Origin of the sequence: Vogesella oryzagri (assembly GCF_040148885.1) — a bacterium.
GTDB classification, from domain to species: Bacteria; Pseudomonadota; Gammaproteobacteria; order Burkholderiales; family Chromobacteriaceae; genus Vogesella; species Vogesella oryzagri.
The window spans coordinates 70760-87983 of the sequence record NZ_JBEFLD010000009.1 but is presented as its reverse complement, the minus strand read 5'-3'; the positions used below and the strand labels follow the sequence as shown (position 1 = coordinate 87983).

Genomic DNA, 17224 nt, shown 5'->3' with positions numbered 1-17224 from the left:
CCGGTGTTTACTCGCCAGCTACATCACTTGCCGCAGCATTGGCAGCAAAACGATGCGCTTGTACAGGAACAACGAACCGGTGCGACATGGTCAACATCCTCATGTAGCCTGGCGTTTTTGCACGCAAAATATCCTGCTCGGAACCGGCATAGGCAATCTGAACTCGCGACAGCGCCTTGGTCTCGTCTTGACTAGAAAGATGGCCAACGAAGAAATTTTCTGTCTGAGCCAACAGTTCTCGGTTGATAGTGGATGGAGATTGCGTTGAATACACCATCCCGATATGGAATTTGGCACCTTCCTTAGCAAAGCGGGCATATACGCCAGTTAAATCTTTACCATCTGGAGGGAAAAGGTTATGAGCCTCCTCGAAGTACAATTGAACAAAATGCTGACCAAGCTGATTGCTGACAAATTTCTTCTCTTGATGGTTAAAAATAGCCTTGGAAAGCAATGTTGAGAAATATTTACGAACTTGATCTGTTGCATTACCCAAATCGAGAATAACAGTCTTGCCATCATCTAAGTATTGAAGAATTTCACCTTGGAAATCAGATGCATGCGCTGAGTGATAGTGCTTATATGCACGCAGGACAGCAGGTCCAGAACCTGTAGCAGGGTTAAGAAACTCAAGCAAAGCGATTGCATCAGCATCAAACGTTGGACGCCCATCTTTTGAAATCAGCGTTTGATCTCCAGATACATCCCGTCTGAACTGCGCTATCACATCAAGCTCAGCAATCAGCTCATCAAGATTAGTAGGATTCTCTGGAATTGGCTGATCCTTTTTGACATGGCCATAAGCAGCCGCTCTCAACTTCTGGTTAAAATGGCAATCAAAATTCTGCACATATCGGGTTGCAATCAAATTCATTTTACGCAACCTGTTTTCATCCGCAGCAAACCCTGCCTTCTTCAGTATTGCCCAATATATTTGCACTTTTCTAACAGCCCTAGTCTTTTCTGACTCAGTCAGTCCAGGCAGATCTGATATTTCTGGCAATACTACCCCAGCAAAACTTCTAATATAGTTTGCCATCTTGTTATCTTGCGCCAACATTGTCCCCAAAATTTCCAGACAAGAAGCAGGCTGTTCATAGAAATTAAGTCGCAGCGGAAATGAAGGCGTACCGTCTCTTTGAGTTAGCGCATAAACAACACAGCGATTTACATTTGCAGAGCGAAGTGAACTATTTCCATCTTGAGCACTATCATTTGCATATTCGCCATTTATATCGAAAATCAACTGACCAACTGTTTTATCCATCTCCGTAGCTGAAAGCATGCCTTGAGCGATAAGCTTTACTACATTGGATTTACCTAGGCGTGTTTTACCGAACATGGCAGTACGGCAGCCTTTAAAATCCTTCATGGATATATTGACAGGTACGTCATAGCTTTTGCCTGTACTGGTTAGACTGCACTCCATGGTTCTCAGCATGCCAATTTCTACTTGCAGCTCGGGCTTCACCTTTCCATTCACGATAAGTTTCAGCAAAGCCTCATCTGGAGAGAAAACTTTATAACGATGTGCACTGACAACATTATTCACATCGCCGGAGAATGCAAGACTTTGCATATCTGAAGGATCTGCATAAAACATCCCCAATACATCACAGTCCAAGGCCCCCCACTGCAGTTCACTCTGCGTCCAAACATCCAGCTCAGGCATCGCTTTTTTGTGGAGTTCAAAGTATGTTTGCTGAACTTGATTTGAAAGTGGGGTAGGAGAAACGCCGGTAACACGCAGAAGGGTAAAGTGAGGCTGAGCCTTTCCTGCATTTACAGGCGTCATGATCAAGAATGACCCGCGAGGTATACCACCAACAGCCAGTTTGTAAGGGTCACTGGTTATGATTCTTGCCGTATCGTACCCCAACTCAAGCACATACCCGACAAATCGCATCTCGTTAACTCGCCGGCCATTTTCGAGTATTTCCTCGTGTGCCAGGAATGTGCGCAATGCATCAATAGGATTTCCCTTGGTTGCTGATGCATTAACCATTTGATCAAGATTCATAACCTACCCTTTTCTAGATATTTGCCCTGACTATCAATTCTTCGAAATTTTTCCTACTGGAACTTTTGGCAGAAATACTTGAGTTTCTGGCCACCTGAATCAGCTCGAAATCATTACTGCTGTACAGATCTCGAACAGATTCATGGTTGGCATTTGTACAGATCAATTTGACGCCACGACGCGCAGCGCGAAGGAGTGCTGCAGCCAGCCTCTGCTGGTCAGCCCAAGAGAAAAGGATCTCGTTGTACTTAATAAAACCGTTGTAGTTGTGGCGTACGGTATAGGGTGGATCAGCAAAGACAAAATCCCCACACCTTGCTTCATCGATCAGTGCCTCGAAGTCCGATTCACGCAACTCTGCTCGCTGCAGAACTTTGGACATAGATTCAAAATCATCGGTATCGAGCACCACCCTGGTCTTGGATCCACGTGGCACGTTGAACTTACCCTGTCTGTTAACGCGGTAAATCCCGTTAAAACATGTGCGGTTCAGATAGATCAGCCTTGCTGCACGCTGCAAGACATCTTTGGGCTGTCGCTCACGAATCCGGTAGTAATAATCAGGATCTTCCCGATGAGCCCGCTGCCGATACTTCAAGCTACGTTCAAGTGCCAACCAGTCTTTTTTGATCCCGGCGTATGCCGCAATCAGCTCCGCATTCAGGTCGCCAAGCAATGCCTCTTGTGGCTCAAGATGAAAGAACACCGAGCCGGCGCCAAGGAATGGCTCGATGTAGCGACCAAACTGTTGTGGCAGCAAATCGGCGTGACGCTGCACAAACCACCTCTTCCCACCTGCCCACGCCAAGAACGGCACTAAATTCTTACGCTCGTTCTGTCCATGCTCACTCACCATGCACCCCATACCATCCATTTAGCGTCAACCTCATTAGCTGATCTTTATAACTGAATTCCTCTGGCTCCAGAGCATAGGACATCTGAATTTTTCGCATTTTTTGTCAAAGCTCATGCCCTCAATCTGAATAATACACTTTTTGTGTTGACACGAAATGTGTTTGTGCCATTATTAACACATATCGTGTTTTATGGTGTTTGCACCACGATTTGTCTTCAACCCCTAACACCCTTTCAGCCAGGGCAAACGCTGCGCCTCATTGCGTAGCGCGGTGGTGGACTAGCCAACCCCACCCGCCCTCGCCCATGCCGTGCACGCCTCACCGCACCGCGCCGAAGGGGACACCAACAAGGAGGCCGTCATGTCCCGAGTTTGCCTGTTGTTACTGCTGTGTCACATGCCCAGCCTTAGCTACGCCGAGTGGAATAAGCACACGGCGCGAATCAAGGCTCCCACTGCGCAGGTACTGACGAATGAGCAGCCTGCTCGTGCTGAATATCGCCAAATCGTGTCGGCCCACCGTCCCGCCCCCTCATGTCTGGAAATTTTGACGCCAAATGCTGGCAACACGCCGGTCTGGGCATGCCCTTGAAGCAAGTAAAACTGGGAGAGCAATGATGCAACCGTCTTTCAAAGAAACCCTGATCGGCCATGTGCCGGAGGCGCTGGCGAAGCAGTTCCGTGAGCGTGGTTACAGCCTGCGCTTTATCGGCTGGGGAATGCTTGGCATGCCGGTACATGAGGTACGCAAGCTCCAGCGGCCAGAACCGGCCGGAAAGGTGGCGTGATGTTTACTGAACTTAAGCAGGACCTGCTGGCCATGGGGAAAACGTTTGCACGCGGCATGGGCGCCTGCACCGGGCTCATCGCCCTGCTGATCCTGGCTGACTGGATTGCGAAATGAGCACGCTCCACGTCGACACCCTGATCCGGCTGGGCAATCCGAGGCACCAGCGCCAGCACTTCATTTGCGCCAGTCGCGAGGGCAAGTTGCATGCGACTCTTCCAACGCTGAAGCGTGCGCTCGCTGACGTGTCCACTCAGCCCACCCGACTCCAGCAAAGCTTCCATCCGGAAATGAGGTTGGCTGGAAGTGCAGCGATTTTCCGGCGGTTCTACGGAGCGCTGCAGCTGAAGGCTTTGCATGCCTAGGTGGGCAGTTTCAGTGGGTGCTACCATACACGTTGTTTGCAGTCTTGCTGGGAGCGTCCGTAAAGTGGATGGACATCCTTTAATGTCCGCCCATTGACAGCTGATGAGGTGGCCGGAAAAGGAGACTGCTAGCAGTCCCGTTTTGTTGTGTATTTCACGACTTGTGTAAATCCATGTTATTGAAAATTAAAGGGAAAGCACAGATTTGCACCTGAATTACACACATTGATTGACTTAATGTGCACCTGCATAGGTGTATATTTCACGTTAGGCCGTCCTGAGAATGAAGAAGTCACTTTTTCGATATTTCCCATTTGGACTCTTGCTCAGCGCTCCATTGTTGGCAACGTTCAGCTTCGGCTTCTCTGGTCAGCCAATATCCAACGACAGCAACAATGTGCTGCTGCTCATAATGTCTGTCATTGGCGTTCTTTCTCTGCCGGGATCCGTAATCCTTCTAGCTGTTGGTTTCATTGCCGCTTTCTCTGGGAAAACCGGAGGAACCATTGCAGTGATTTGCATGGCTCTCTCTGTTGCCAATGCACACTTCATGGCAATGGTCTATGCCAGAGCATTTTCGGCGAAGAAACCAACCGTAGCCCCACCCGACCTAAACTCCCCCGAGACGTCTTTTCTGCCGCGTCTTGGCGCTCTATTGGCAGTTTCTTACGTTATGGCTGTGCTGGGGGGTATAGTCAATTACTACGCCAAGACAGGCGACGTATCCTTCCTCAAGTACACCCTACTCCTTCCAAGCACAATACTCTCTTGTTCAACCGCGCTTCTAATTTCATGGGGGCTTTGGAGTCTCCGTCGCTGGGCATGGTGGCTGGGGCTTGGCGCTGTTGTAGTGCAAATATCACTACTAGCCTTGTGGCTTATGCCGAAGCTCACCCTTTCACATGGCCCTGATTTGCACGTTTCACTCGTTCTCTGCAGTGAGCTCGCGTTCCTGGTCGTCCTTGCCCTGCCACGTACTCGAAAACAATGCCAATACTGAGCGCGCGGCCTAACAATTCCGTCAACGGGATGCCAAACTGCTGCCAGCTTGGTTCCCTCCGCTGCGCTCCGGCGCCCGTTACGTCCAACGTTAGAGGGGGTGTGGTGACAGATGTCATGCTTAGGTTGAAGTCAGGGATATTTTTCGCAGTTCTGTTTCCATTTATCTCTATTTTGATTTTTGTGGTGCTTGGTCTCGTTCCGGTATTGGGGCGGATCATGGAGCTGATTTTTATTTTCTCTGCCCCTTTTCTTTTGCTTTCTATATCTGTCGGACTTCAGGGGGTGCCACTGTTTCTTAAAGCATTCATGACGCTGGGGCATTATTTTTTGGCGGGTCTCGTTGTTGGGGTTTATAACCCTTTCGAAAAAATTTGGTCACGCCCATCAATGGTTTTTGCATTGAAGGTTTATCTAAGGCTGCTGGGTTTTTTTGTTTTGTTTGGGTTATGCCTTGCATTGTTTGCTTTAAGTCATGATTCGTAGTTGCTAGTTGTTTCCTTGGGAGCTAACTGGCATCATATTTTCTGCTTCTTATGATTAATTGTCTCGAAGCGGGTGTAGGTCGTTAGGCCGTTGCTTCTTGCAGGTCTAACATCCCGTTCAAGAGGGACTGCCCCGTAAGGCCGTAATTTCGGAAAGGCCATACGGCAGCCCCCTTCCCTCCGCGCTGCGCGCTCTGACGGACGTTTACCTCCAACGTTAGTGACCGCATTTCCATGAAGGCATCGACTGCTTTGGGTCGAAAGCAGCCAATAGCTAGCAAAAATGAACGAATCTAGCTGCCACCTAAATTTCCGATAACCGACATTGCCGGTCTAATTTGTGCGGAGACATGACAATCAAGTCTGCTTCTGTATGATTTCCGAACAGGTGATTACCATCTCCCACTACCAAGAGTAGCACCCTCCCCATACGGAGGTTTTTTTGTACTGCATCTACAAAGGCTGCCTCATCTATCTCGTCGATACTACCTAACACCTCTCCAACAACTTCCAAAAGTGATTTTCCACAAGGCTTTCCATTGTCATCGATGCCTTTCCGAATAGCGGCATCTAAATCTTCATAGCGCCACTGAGAAATACTCTGGGCATAGTCAATAATCTGCGAGATGACCTTTCGCCTTGCTTCAGGATTTCGCCATAGTTTGCACTCAACAAGAACGATATTGCCTTCCTGAGTGATGAAAAGGTTATCGATAGGCCCCACAGGGGTTGGTATCTCCCGCCCTACGGGAATGAGTACCCCTATGCCAGGCTCTAACTCTGCTACAGGGAGTGAATGGGGAAAGCGATAGAGTAGGCTTTGCAACCAAGACTCATCGTATTGCATGTCTTGTCCCGCCATGTCACGAGCAAATGCCAGCCTATTAAGTGACCTACCATTTGTCGAAGCATCAAGAGCCGGAATCCATAACGGTCTTGCGTACTGAAATCCACGTTTGTGACTGGCCATTGTTTTCCCCATGAAAGACGGCATAGAGCACTATGCCTTTAGTGTAAATCGCCAATTGCTCAACCAAAATTTTGTGGGCTATTGGCAGAACGCAGTCTCAGAAGCCAAAAGAAGGTAAGGCCATTACTTCCCTATCCTAGAGCACCCTGCTTCACCTCTCCCTACAATTGGTCACAAAAAACAAAAACACCTATCACAAATAACTGCAAATTGAAATTAAACTATACTTTCTATATATTCCAATAACATTTTGTTGTTAAAATCTCAATTTTATATGAAACCGCCACTTCTTGAAGGTGCCTGCTGGCGATAGCGCGTATCACGCGGGGCTTAGTGTTCAAGAAATGGTTCGTCATATGCAGGCGAGTGATAGCCGAGACTGGATGAAGTCTGAGCGGACAAGCCTTCACTAGGGTTCTTGACATGCACTCCAGAAAATCGTTGAGCAACTCGAAGCCTTGCTCCCCTTCTACCTGGCCCCTGCGAGGACTCGTTTCCCCGCAGAAAAGGAGCACCAGCGACTCGGGCTATGTGAGAAAAAGCGGCACTTAAAACATTGTCATTTTCTTCGTCTAATTTAAAAAATAGACCAGCGCTCTAAAAATACTGTCAAAATCGCATGTAAAAAAATATCACGAGTAGCAAATAATATATTTGCCTGTTATCTTCATATTAACCACTAACTTCTAATATCCAATCATGTTTGTTATTGACGACCTAATACTTCTAGCCATTCATGCCGCCACAATTCAAGTGCAATTTTTGGGCGGGATACCTGCACCAGACCAAGGGCAATTAGCACAAGTGGCGGTAAAACCCATAGTATCCATGTTCAGCCAATATAGGGAATGCATTTATGAAGGCGTTGTTGTCCCCTACTCCAATCAGACGCCTACGACACAAGACAAAAGCACTAATAATCAAGCGAACCAAAGTGTCGATGGGCGCGCTCTTTTAGTCTACAAACGCCAATGCCCAGGCAAGGCCCCCGAGAAGTTATTTCTGGCAGGTGAGGCAAAATCCATCCCGGGAAACACTGGGAAAGATACGGTATTCGTGAAAGAGTTCAATCCCGCTGACACAAAAGAACCCACCTGGATGGCGCAAGTAATTAATACGCTGAATCATTCGGATAGCGCTGTCGCAACAGAATTTAGGCGTTACGCAAATGAGATAAAGCCTGAGTCTGATAACGCGCGGTCTCCAGAGTCGCAGCCATCCAATAAGCAGACAACTCAAGAAGAGGAGAAACAGAAGTGACTCCTTTCTCATCGCGCTCATTATGCAAAAGTGTGTTGATAGTAACCACAGCACTTCTGACCGGATGTGCTACGGTCACATCGACTCCATTGACAGGAAAGTACGTTGGATACACGGACGCCAAATTAAAAGACTTTGGTACCGGTATGAAAGATGGAATTATTGCGGGAGGTGCTGCCGGCGGTGCAGCATTTGGACCAGTAGGTGCTGTACTTGGAGTAATCGCGGGAACAGGCACCGGGCTAGTAATGGGTGCAATCAACATGTTCTCCATTCCATGTGGCATTGGAAGTGTTGATATAGTTTTCGAAAGCGCGGAAGGCATACAGCTGACTGCTAATGCAGAGCGAATCTCTGTATGTCATCTAAAGCCAGGAGACCCAATTTCCTACTTTAAGGACGATGACGAAATCATAATTTCGACCAAGCAACAGAATATTCAGCAGGCATTTTCAGGGAAATCCCTGCGAATGGCTACAGAACCTCCAAAATAGAAACGTACCAACCCAACCAAATCTTGATGACTCAGCAGTGCAAACAGGGGCTTGCATCCTTCTGCTTAACTCTCAGAGAGAGCAAGCCCCACCCTCCCAAGTAATAAAGCTCCCATGGACAGTCCATGGAACCCAATACCAGGTCCGGCACCAACACACAACTTGTCCCTACCACGCAATACCTAACTAATTGAAGTGGTACTGCAGGTCCCGGATTTTTGGAACAAGACGTTGAGCAGGCAATGGGGCGCCGCCGCAAGCGGATACTGTGATGGCTAGCTGACTTGCGTGGACAGGAAGTGGCCAAGCTCATCCAGTTGCCTGCAGCCGGCAGTTGGGAAAAGCGCGGTAATCCCCCTGTGCCCAACTGGATTCAGCTAGTGCGGACTGAGGAGGCTCCGCGCCGAGATTATGCGACGGTCCCTGGGTACCCGAACTCGGCTTTTGGCCAGAGCTTAAGCCCGCCGACGTACCCCCATTATCAGTAGCACTAAGCTTTAGAGTTCGAGGTTAATTTACCTGATTTCTCAGCGAGTGATTTGGAGTAGGCCGCCGGCGTCAATCCGCCAAGTGCTTTCTTCGGTCTTTCGTTGTTGTATTCCCTTCGCCAGGCTTCGATGACGACCTGGGCATGGCGCAGGCTGGTGAACCAGTGTTCGTTCAGACACTCATCCCGGAAGCGCCCGTTAAACGATTCGATGTAGGTGTTCTGATTGGGCTTGCCGGGCTCGATGAGGAAGAGCTGAACGCCACGCGCATGCGCCCAGGTGAGCATGGCGAGGATAATGGGGGGCGTCGTAGAGATACTGGGCTGATTCAATCGCGAACAAACGTGAACACAATGAACCTGTCTTGGAGCTGGTGGCCAATGCGTCAAACTGATGAGTCCCACGTTAGGGCCACAGGCAAGCCGAGGGGGGGGAAGAGTATGCTTTCCACGACTTGATGTATGCCTGGCTATCAAAAGGTGTGCTGCGGCAAATGGACATTTTTATGCGATTTCCATACAATGCGGTATGGATATATCCAGACTGGCCGTGACCGAAGGCGTACCTACCAATGTGCCTACGAGCCTAAATGATGAGCACAGCGCTCAATCAGAGGGTTTTCAGGAGCAGTTGCCCCATGCTGAAGAACAGCTTGGCAAACCTATGCTCGAACTAGAGCCATTTACCAGTGGACTCTTGGACTTATCCCGCCAGCAACGCAATCTCCTGCTTCTGCGGCCCTTGTTCTTTCTCGAGTTGAACAAACAGCGCATTGGTTCCGATACGAATGGTGACCAAGGGTTATTCGAGGGAATTGATACTCACTACCTTGCCTTGTCGGTACTCGACTTCATGATGGAAGCGACAACCATTCAGATGGGATGTCTCTTCGAAGAAGCCCTCGACCACTTGAAGAAAGTGGCCCACTCCATGAAGCCTGCATTGAGTGAGAAAAATGCCACCCGAGTGGCCGACGTGGTGCTTGATGCCCTCTGGAATCGGGGACGGGAATTCAATTCCGATTATTTTGATGCTCCGACTCGGAGTACCAAGTTCATACGCTTCCGCTTAATTGAGGGGGAACCCTCCGGTATCGAGGACCGGTACCACTATCGCCCGACACCGGAGGGGTATCTTGTCTATCTAGGGATGCTGGACCTGTCTGTGGAAGACTCCCAGGAGCTCATGGCCAAGATGCTAGACCTGTTGGTGCAGCGAGGGCGTTTTGAGGCCGCCTTGGAAGTGGCCAAGCGGGCACGCAAGCTCTCCATAGAATATCGCCAGCTCATTCGAGACCGGCTCAGCCGTGCGTACCGGGCGCCTGGGTCTATCAACTGGTCCAGGGAGATGAGCGGTAAGCTCAATGATGCCCGCCAGCATGTGCAAGCTCGGCAAGCGGAAGACCAACGGATGGAGGAGTCCGTTGCTTGGTCGGCTTATGGAGAACTCATGAACTCTTCGCAATCAGTCTTTGGCTTTCGCAAGCTACCTGCCCAGCATGCTTCGATTGTGATGCCGTTTTTCCTGTCCATTCTCATGACGTGCATTGTTTCCCTCATCAGTACACTTCGAGGTGTCGGCTGGCACGCTGGCGTTCCTCACATCTGGCTCGGCGCCTGGGGCATCTCATGGCTTATTGCCTTTCCCGTCCTGCTTCTCGTGCTGCCCCTAGTTCGCAGGCTTACCTTATTGGTCGTTAGAACGGCCTAACATTTCGTTTAACGGGACGGCCCCCGGCAGCCCGTTAACGCGGCCCTACGCTTAATGGTCCCCATCCTCCTGATGGGGATTTTTCTTCCCACCACCACAACACTGCCCCAGACCCTGACACTACTGCAGTGTCAGCCAACAATCCCTACGCTGGCGTGCTATCTGCCAACCCGCCCCCTTCCTACGATGGTGACAGCCTGACGGCACACACAACAAAGGAGGAGACGATCATGGCAAGCATCATCAAGGAAACCGGGGCGCACGCCGACCCGGACTTTACCCGCGGGCCGGTTCCGGCCGAGGCCCGCATGGGGCGGCTGGGGCTGAGCATGGCCTGGTGGTCGGTGTGCAGCGCCATGTTCTGGCTGGTGGTTTCCGCCACCCTGGCGCTGAACTACGGCACGGTCAACACGCTGATCGGCCTGGCGTTGTCGGCCGTCTGCTACAGCGTGATCAATGCGGTGATCAGCCGTTATGCCATCAAGACCGGGCTGTCGGTGGCGCTGTTCTCGCGCACGCTGTTCGGCCAGTCCGGCTCGGCGCTGGCCACGCTGATCTTCTTTGCCACCGCCATCTACTACGCGGTATTCGAAGGCTCGGTGATCGCGGTGGCGATCCAGAACTACTTCCCTTCGCTCAGCATCGAGCACGCCTACCTGCTGGTGGTGGCCTACAGCGTGCCGCTGGTATTCGGCTCGGTGCAACGCTGGCTGGACAAACTCAACGGCGTGTTGCTGCCGTTCTACCTGCTAGGGTTGGCCGCAGCGGTGATGCTGACCATTACCGAGTTCGGCTATAGCGATACCTGGCTCAAGCTGGCGCCGGCCGGCGGTGCGCCGGCAGACGGCTGGTGGAGCTGCTTCACCTACTTCATGGGGGTGTGGATCCTGATGATGTACACCTGGGACTACGCCCGCTTCGGCAAGGCGGACGACAGCGACTACCACGCCCGACTGAACTTTGGCCTGCCGTTCTACCTGTTCACCTTCCTGATCAATGGCACCGCCGGCATCTTCCTGGCCAGCAGCATCCCCACCAGCGGCGGTGTGAGCGAGGTATCGGTGGTGCTGGCACTGCTCAAGCTGATGGGCTTTGCCGGGCTGGCCTTCGTGTGGGTAAGCCAGACGCGCATCAACACCGCCAACTTCTACCTGGCCACGGTAAACATGCAGAGCTTCTTCGACCGCGCCTGCGGCATCCGCCTGCCCAAAGTGGCCTGGGGCGTGGTGGTGGGCGCCATCGTCTACCTGCTGATGCTGGGCAATGTGTTCAGCGTGATCCTGCAGGCACTGGCCTACCAGGGCATTTTCGTGGTGGCCTGGGTGGGCATCGCCCTGGCGCACATCCTGCTGGGGCTGGGCGCCAGCGTGGATGACGACACCCCGGCCATCAAGCGTGAGGGCATCAGCAGCTGGTTCGTGGCCACCGGTGTCGGCATCGCGCTGATGGAACTCGGCGGCACGCTGGCCGGTTTCTCTGCCCCGGCAACCTTCATCGTGTCTTTTGCCCTCTACCGTTACCTGCAGCGGCGCGCCCCTGCCGGTGAAGCCGCTCTCAACCGGGCACCGTAGTTTGCTCACTCCTCGTTGGCCCCGCCTGTGTGCGGGGCGTTTTTTTTGCCCGCCCGCGACCTGCACCCACAGACCAAGCATCCTGCACTGTGGTGCAAGAGCCGGCCGGCACAAGGGCTTAACGTACAAGCACAAACCCGGTGACACCACACCGGACCAAGCCCCTTGCGGCCAACCTTGCTGGCCGCCGGACACACGGAGACGCACCATGACGCAAGCCATCCATACCGCCGGCCGGGTCGACCCGATCACCCTGGCCGTGATACGCGGCGCGCTGGAAACCACACAGCGGGAAATGACGCTGACACTGGAAAAAACCGGCCGCTCCAGCGTGTTCAACCTGGCGCACGACTACAGCAATGCGCTGTTCGACCATCTGCCGGAGATGATCCTGCAGGGCCAGGACATTCCCATCCACCTGGGTTCGCTGATTCCGGCGATGAAAGCCGTGGCCGGTTTCTTTGGCGACGACATCCACGAAGGCGATGTGATCTACCACAACGACCCGGCCTACCAGGGCAGCCACATCCTGGACTGCTGCATGTACAAGCCGGTGTTCTACAAGGGCGAGCTGGTGTTCTGGACGGTATGCAAGGGCCACCTCACCGACATCGGCGGCCCGGTGCCGGCCGGCTACAACCCGGCAGCCAAGGAAATCTACGCTGAGGGCCTGCGCATTCCGCCGGTGAAGCTGTGGGACCAGGGCCGCCGCCGCGACGACGTGGTGAACCTGCTGCTGTCCAATATGCGCGCCCGCCGCGACCAGGAAGGCGACCTGAACGCCCAGTTCGGCGCCTGCCGCGTGGGCGAGCGCAACCTGATCGCGCTGCTGGACAAATACGGCGTGGACACCGTGCGCGCGGCCATTGCCGAGCTGAAAGACATGGCTGACCGCCACATGCGCTCGCTGATCCGCTCGATCCCTGATGGCTGCTACCACGGCGAGGCAGTGCTGGAAGACGCCGGCCACGGCCTGGGCGCGCTCACCATCCGCGCCACCGCCACGGTGAAGGACGACACCGTGCACATCCGCGTGGACAGCCCGCCACAGGTGCCCTACTTCATCAACTCCTACGCCGGCAACTCCATGTCCGGCATCTACCTGGGGCTGATGATGTTCGCCCAGGTACCGCCACCGTATAACGAAGGCCTGTACCGCTGCGTCAGCGTGGACCTGGGCGCCAAGGGCACGCTGTGCAATGCGGTGGAACCGGCGCCGCACGTGAACTGCACCACCACGCCGATGGAAACGCTGACCGACGCGGTGCGCATGGCGTTCGAGGCCGCCGCACCGGAGCGCGTCACCGCCTCCTGGGGCCACGCCAGCGGCATCAACATCGCCGGCATCAACCCGGCCACCGGCGAGCAATACGTGACCATGGTGCTGGCCTCCATCATCTCCGGCGCCGGCGCCACCCGCTACATGGACGGCTGGCATGCCTGCGGCCCGCTGTGCTGCTTTGGCGCGCTCAGCTCCGGCGACATCGAACTGCTGGAATACGCCTACCCCATCATCATCCACCGCTACGGCCTGCAGGAAGACAGCGGCGGCGCCGGACGCTACCGCGGCGGCAGCGGCACGGTGTGGGAGGTGGAACCGATTGGCCACGAAATGACCATCATCGCCTTCGGCGAAGGCCGCCAGATCGGCACCATGGGCGCCGCCGGCGCGGTGGACGCGCTGCCGGAACGCAAGCTGGGCCGGCTGGAAATCAACAAACCGGGCGAACACATCGTGCACCGCCAGAACGTGATCACCACCATCCAGCCGGGCGAACGCGCCCGCAACGTCAACCCGGGCGGCGGCGGCTACGGCCAGCCGTGGCAGCGCCCGGCCGAAGAAGTGCTGCGCGACGTGCGCAACGGTCTGGTGTCCATCGACGCCGCCGCCACCGAATACGGCGTGATTTTCGACAGCTGCGGCCAACATGTGGATGCCGCCGCCACCGCCGCTGCCCGCCAGCGCATGAACCAACAGGGAGTACAGGCATGAAACAGCGATTCCGACTGGGCGTAGACGCCGGCGGCACCTTTACCGACTTTGTACTGGCAGAGAAAGACGGCCCGCTGCGCCTGTTCAAGAGCCCGTCCACCCCGGACGACGGCACCCGCGCCATCGCCGCCGGCCTGCAGCAGATGGCCGAGGCGCTGGACATGCCGGTCAGCCAGATCGTGCAGAACTGCGACCTGTGCATCAACGGCACCACCGTGGCACTGAACGCGCTGATCGAGCTCAAGGGCGTGAAAGTGGGCCTGCTGTGCACCGCCGGCCACGAGGACAGCATCGAGATCCGCCTCGGCCACAAGGAAGAAGGCTACCGCTACGACGCCAGCTACCCGCCGGCACCGCAGCTGGTGCCGCGCCAGCTGCGCCGTGCGGTGCGTGGTCGCGTGCTGTCCGACGGCAGCGTGCACGAGGCGCTGAACGAGGACGACATCCTGGCTGCCATCGAGGTGTTCCGCGCCGAGCAGGTGCAGAGCGTGGCGATCAGCTTCGTGTGGTCGGTGCGCAACCAGGCGCACGAACGCCGCGCCCGCGAGCTGGTGGAGCAGCACCTGCCCGGCGTGTTCGTGTGCTGCGGCAGCGAGGTCTACCCGCAGGTGCGCGAGTACACCCGTACCTCCACCACGGTGGTGAACGCCTACCTCAGCCCGGTGATGGGCCGCTACGTGCAGCGCATCGACCAGTTCTTCGCCGAGCTGGGCGCCCGCGCCCCTGTGCGCTACTACCAGAGCAACGGCGGCCTGGCGCTGGGCACGGTGATGCGCGACCGCGCGGTGAACGCCATCAACTCCGGCCCGGCCTCGGCGCCGCAGGCCGGGCTGTACATCGCCAAGCCCTTCGGTATCGACAACGTGATCACCGTGGACATGGGCGGCACCTCGTTCGACATCACCCTGGCCAAGGGCGGCCAGACGCAGCTGAATCGCAATTTCGACTTCCTGCGCCACCGCATCGGCGTGCCGATGATCCATGTGGAAACGCTGGGCGCCGGCGGCGGCTCCATCGCCCACATCAACACCTTCGGGATGCTGGAAGTGGGCCCGCACAGCGCCGGCGCCACCCCTGGCCCGGCCTGCTACGGCAAGGGCGGCGAGCAGGCCACCGTTACCGACGGCAACCTGGCGCTGGGCTACCTGCGGCCGAACGCGGTGCTGGGCGGCACCATCCGCCTGGACCAGGACAAGGCACGCGGCGCGATTGCGGCCAACGTGGCCACGCCGCTGGACATCAGCGTGGAGAAGGCCGCCTTCGGCATCAACACGCTGGTGAACATGAACATGGCCAACGGCATCCGCCGCATCTCCATCGAACAGGGCTACGACCCGCGCGACTTTGCGCTGATCTGCGCCGGCGGCGCCACCGGCATGCACATCACCGCGCTGGCCGAGGAGCTGGGCGTGGAAACCGTGCTGGTGCCCAAATCGGCCTCCTGCCTGTGCGCCTTCGGCCAGGTGATCTCCGACGTGAAGTACAACTTCCTGGCCAGCGCACCGATGCGCCTGCACCGCGAAGCGGACCTCACCGAGCTGAACCGCCTGTTCGCCGACATGGAAAGCCGCGGCCGCCAGCTGCTGCAGGACGACGGCTTCGACGCCGTCGATGTCCGCGCGCACCGCAGCGTGGAAATGCGCTACATGGGGCAGATCCACGAATGCACGGTGGACATTGCCGGCGGCGAGCTCACCGCCGCCAGCGTGGACGCCATCCTGGCCGCCTTCCATGCCCGCCACGAGGCGCTGTTCACCTACAGCGAGCCGCACAACCCGGTGGAACTGGTGAACCTGGAGTGCACCCTCACCGGCCTGGTGGACAAGCCATCCCTGCCTAGCCTGGCACACGACGCCGACAGCATCCGCGAGGCGCACGACGGCTTCCGCCCGATGCTGTTCGACGACAGCGGCCGCTGGGTGGAAACCCCGGTGTACCGTGGCGACAAGCTGCTGGCCGGCAGCCGCATCGTCGGCCCCGCCGCCATCGAGGAACCCACCACCACTGTGGTGATTCGTCCCGGCTGGCAGGCGGAACTGCACGCTTCCGGCACATATAAACTGACGCGCTGGGCTGAATAGTCGATGATGGATTGAGCAGCAAGACCGCAGCCGGCCCCGTGCCGGCTGCCGCGTTGACGAACCCGTTGCCATGACGACGGGCGGAGCGATCCGCAACGCGATACCCGAGGAGATACGCATGAAGCAGCATTACAGCACTGCCGGCGCCGGCCCCATCGAGCGCATGCGCAGCTGGCAGGATGTGATTCGCAGCACCTATTTCGACCTGCAGCTGGATTTTCGCGATGCGGCCAACTTCGAAGCCTGCCTCACCCGCTGGAGCCTGGGCGAGCTGTCACTGTCACGTCTCAGCTCCAGCCCGCTGCGCTACCGCCGCAGCAGCGGCGAAAGCGCCGACAGTCGCGACGAGCAGTTCCTGGTGTCGCTGCCGCGGCAGAGCGATATCCGCTTCAGCCAGATGGGGCGCGACGCGCACTGCGCCCCCGGCCAGTTCCTGCTGGAACGCAGCCTGGACCCTTACGAATTCAGCCACAGCCGCGACAACAATCTGTGGGTGCTGAAAATCCCCGGCCCGCTGCTGCGCCACCGTTTGCGCCACCCGGAACGCTTCTGTGCGCTGACTTTCGACGGCAGCAGCGGCATCGGCGCGCTATTCAGCAGCTACGTCAACGCGGTTGGCAGCCAGCTGGAACAGGGACAGGAAGTGCTGCATCCGCTGGTGGGCCAGCAGTTGCTGGAGCTGTTCGTGGCCTGCACCGAAAACAGCCCGGCGGTGCTGGATTCGCCAGGCTCCGGCGTGCGTGCCGCCCATCTGCAGCGCATTGAGCAGCATGTGCGCCGCAACCTGGCCGATACTGCGCTGAGCCCGGAGCAGATCGCTCAGGCCTGCCGCATCTCCACCCGCTACCTGCACGACCTGTTCCGCGACACCGGCCAGACCTTCAGCCTGTGGCTGCGCGAGCAGCGGCTGGAAGGCGCCCGTCAGGCGCTGGTGCGCCAGCCGCGGCTGAGCCTGGCACAGATCGCCTACCAGTGGGGCTTTACCGACCAGTCGCACTTCTGCCGCGTGTTCAAGCAGCGCTACGGCCACACGCCGCGCGAGGACCGCGAGCAGCAATTGCGACTGCAGCATTAGCGCTTTTCAAGCCCGTCCCCTGGCGACCATCGCGGCGGGCGGGGCAACGGCGGCGCTGGAACAGCATAAG

General features: G+C 56.0%; 14 protein-coding genes and 1 pseudogene. 11 read left to right on the top strand and 4 right to left on the bottom strand.

The annotated features are described in order from the left end of the window. Positions 1–7 precede the first annotated feature (7 nt). A complete protein-coding gene (locus ABNW52_RS16350) occupies positions 8–2020 on the bottom strand; it encodes an ATP-binding protein (RefSeq protein ID WP_349590109.1) in 2013 nt (670 codons plus the stop codon). Between the two features lie 13 nt (positions 2021–2033). Then, the gene (locus tag ABNW52_RS16345) at positions 2034–2894 is read right to left on the bottom strand and encodes a DNA adenine methylase (RefSeq protein WP_349590106.1); all 861 of its coding nucleotides are present in this window, start codon (positions 2892–2894) and stop codon (positions 2034–2036) included. A 596-nt stretch (positions 2895–3490) separates the two neighbouring features. On the opposite strand from ABNW52_RS16345, the gene ABNW52_RS16340 reads away from it, so the two are divergent. The 4 genes from ABNW52_RS16340 (at position 3491) to ABNW52_RS16325 (ending at position 5513) form a co-directional block, all read left to right on the top strand. Continuing rightward, positions 3491–3664: a hypothetical protein gene (locus ABNW52_RS16340; RefSeq protein ID WP_349590104.1), complete on the top strand. Its 174-nt coding sequence runs from the start codon at positions 3491–3493 to the stop codon at positions 3662–3664. A 112-nt stretch (positions 3665–3776) separates the two neighbouring features. Beyond that, positions 3777–4028, top strand: a complete 252-nt coding sequence (locus ABNW52_RS16335) for a hypothetical protein (protein ID WP_349590102.1) — start codon at positions 3777–3779, stop codon at positions 4026–4028. A 283-nt stretch (positions 4029–4311) separates the two neighbouring features. Further along, the gene (locus ABNW52_RS16330; RefSeq protein ID WP_349590100.1) at positions 4312–5028 is read left to right on the top strand and encodes a hypothetical protein; all 717 of its coding nucleotides are present in this window, start codon (positions 4312–4314) and stop codon (positions 5026–5028) included. 104 nt (positions 5029–5132) lie between these two features. Next, the gene (locus tag ABNW52_RS16325; RefSeq protein ID WP_349590098.1) at positions 5133–5513 is read left to right on the top strand and encodes a hypothetical protein; all 381 of its coding nucleotides are present in this window, start codon (positions 5133–5135) and stop codon (positions 5511–5513) included. A 303-nt stretch (positions 5514–5816) separates the two neighbouring features. Here the strand turns inward: ABNW52_RS16325 and ABNW52_RS16320 are convergent, their stop codons facing one another. Beyond that, positions 5817–6482, bottom strand: coding sequence for a hypothetical protein (locus tag ABNW52_RS16320; RefSeq protein WP_349590095.1), 666 nt, complete (start codon positions 6480–6482; stop codon positions 5817–5819). A 699-nt stretch (positions 6483–7181) separates the two neighbouring features. Here ABNW52_RS16320 and ABNW52_RS16315 point away from each other — a divergent pair. Together ABNW52_RS16315 and ABNW52_RS16310 are read left to right on the top strand one after the other, a co-directional pair. After that, a complete protein-coding gene (locus ABNW52_RS16315) occupies positions 7182–7742 on the top strand; it encodes a hypothetical protein (RefSeq protein WP_349590092.1) in 561 nt (186 codons plus the stop codon). Then, positions 7739–8236: a hypothetical protein gene (locus ABNW52_RS16310; RefSeq protein WP_349590089.1), complete on the top strand. Its 498-nt coding sequence runs from the start codon at positions 7739–7741 to the stop codon at positions 8234–8236. The genes ABNW52_RS16315 and ABNW52_RS16310 overlap by 4 nt, the downstream gene beginning before the upstream one ends. A gap of 490 nt (positions 8237–8726) precedes the next feature. On the opposite strand, the pseudogene ABNW52_RS16305 reads toward ABNW52_RS16310, so the two are convergent. Continuing rightward, a pseudogene (locus ABNW52_RS16305) lies at positions 8727–9014 on the bottom strand (integrase core domain-containing protein); the annotation flags it as partial. Positions 9015–9273: 259 nt separating this feature from the next. On the opposite strand from ABNW52_RS16305, the gene ABNW52_RS16300 reads away from it, so the two are divergent. From ABNW52_RS16300 to ABNW52_RS16280, 5 genes are all read left to right on the top strand, one after another. Beyond that, the gene (locus ABNW52_RS16300; RefSeq protein ID WP_349590086.1) at positions 9274–10434 is read left to right on the top strand and encodes a DUF2798 domain-containing protein; all 1161 of its coding nucleotides are present in this window, start codon (positions 9274–9276) and stop codon (positions 10432–10434) included. Between the two features lie 230 nt (positions 10435–10664). Further along, a complete protein-coding gene (locus ABNW52_RS16295; protein WP_349590084.1) occupies positions 10665–12005 on the top strand; it encodes a purine-cytosine permease family protein in 1341 nt (446 codons plus the stop codon). A 208-nt stretch (positions 12006–12213) separates the two neighbouring features. Then, on the top strand, positions 12214–13998 hold the full coding sequence (gene capB, locus ABNW52_RS16290; protein ID WP_349590082.1) for a caprolactamase subunit beta: 1785 nt from the start codon (positions 12214–12216) through the stop codon (positions 13996–13998). Beyond that, positions 13995–16079, top strand: coding sequence for a caprolactamase subunit alpha (gene capA / locus ABNW52_RS16285; RefSeq protein WP_349590079.1), 2085 nt, complete (start codon positions 13995–13997; stop codon positions 16077–16079). Before capB ends, capA begins: the two co-directional genes overlap by 4 nt. 118 nt (positions 16080–16197) lie before the next feature. Then, on the top strand, positions 16198–17154 hold the full coding sequence (locus ABNW52_RS16280; protein WP_349590076.1) for an AraC-like ligand-binding domain-containing protein: 957 nt from the start codon (positions 16198–16200) through the stop codon (positions 17152–17154). Positions 17155–17224: the final 70 nt, after the last annotated feature.

Bases quoted from the DNA above. Each gene is read 5' to 3' on its own strand.
- ABNW52_RS16350 (WP_349590109.1), bottom strand. From the start codon at position 2,020: ATGAATCTTGATCAAATGGTTAATGCATCAGCAACCAAGGGAAATCCT.
- ABNW52_RS16345 (WP_349590106.1), bottom strand. From the start codon at position 2,894: ATGGATGGTATGGGGTGCATGGTGAGTGAGCATGGACAGAACGAGCGT.
- ABNW52_RS16340 (WP_349590104.1), top strand. From the start codon at position 3,491: ATGATGCAACCGTCTTTCAAAGAAACCCTGATCGGCCATGTGCCGGAG.
- ABNW52_RS16335 (WP_349590102.1), top strand. From the start codon at position 3,777: ATGAGCACGCTCCACGTCGACACCCTGATCCGGCTGGGCAATCCGAGG.
- ABNW52_RS16330 (WP_349590100.1), top strand. From the start codon at position 4,312: ATGAAGAAGTCACTTTTTCGATATTTCCCATTTGGACTCTTGCTCAGC.
- ABNW52_RS16320 (WP_349590095.1), bottom strand. From the start codon at position 6,482: ATGGCCAGTCACAAACGTGGATTTCAGTACGCAAGACCGTTATGGATT.
- ABNW52_RS16315 (WP_349590092.1), top strand. From the start codon at position 7,182: ATGTTTGTTATTGACGACCTAATACTTCTAGCCATTCATGCCGCCACA.
- ABNW52_RS16295 (WP_349590084.1), top strand. From the start codon at position 10,665: ATGGCAAGCATCATCAAGGAAACCGGGGCGCACGCCGACCCGGACTTT.
- capB (WP_349590082.1), top strand. From the start codon at position 12,214: ATGACGCAAGCCATCCATACCGCCGGCCGGGTCGACCCGATCACCCTG.
- capA (WP_349590079.1), top strand. From the start codon at position 13,995: ATGAAACAGCGATTCCGACTGGGCGTAGACGCCGGCGGCACCTTTACC.
- ABNW52_RS16280 (WP_349590076.1), top strand. From the start codon at position 16,198: ATGAAGCAGCATTACAGCACTGCCGGCGCCGGCCCCATCGAGCGCATG.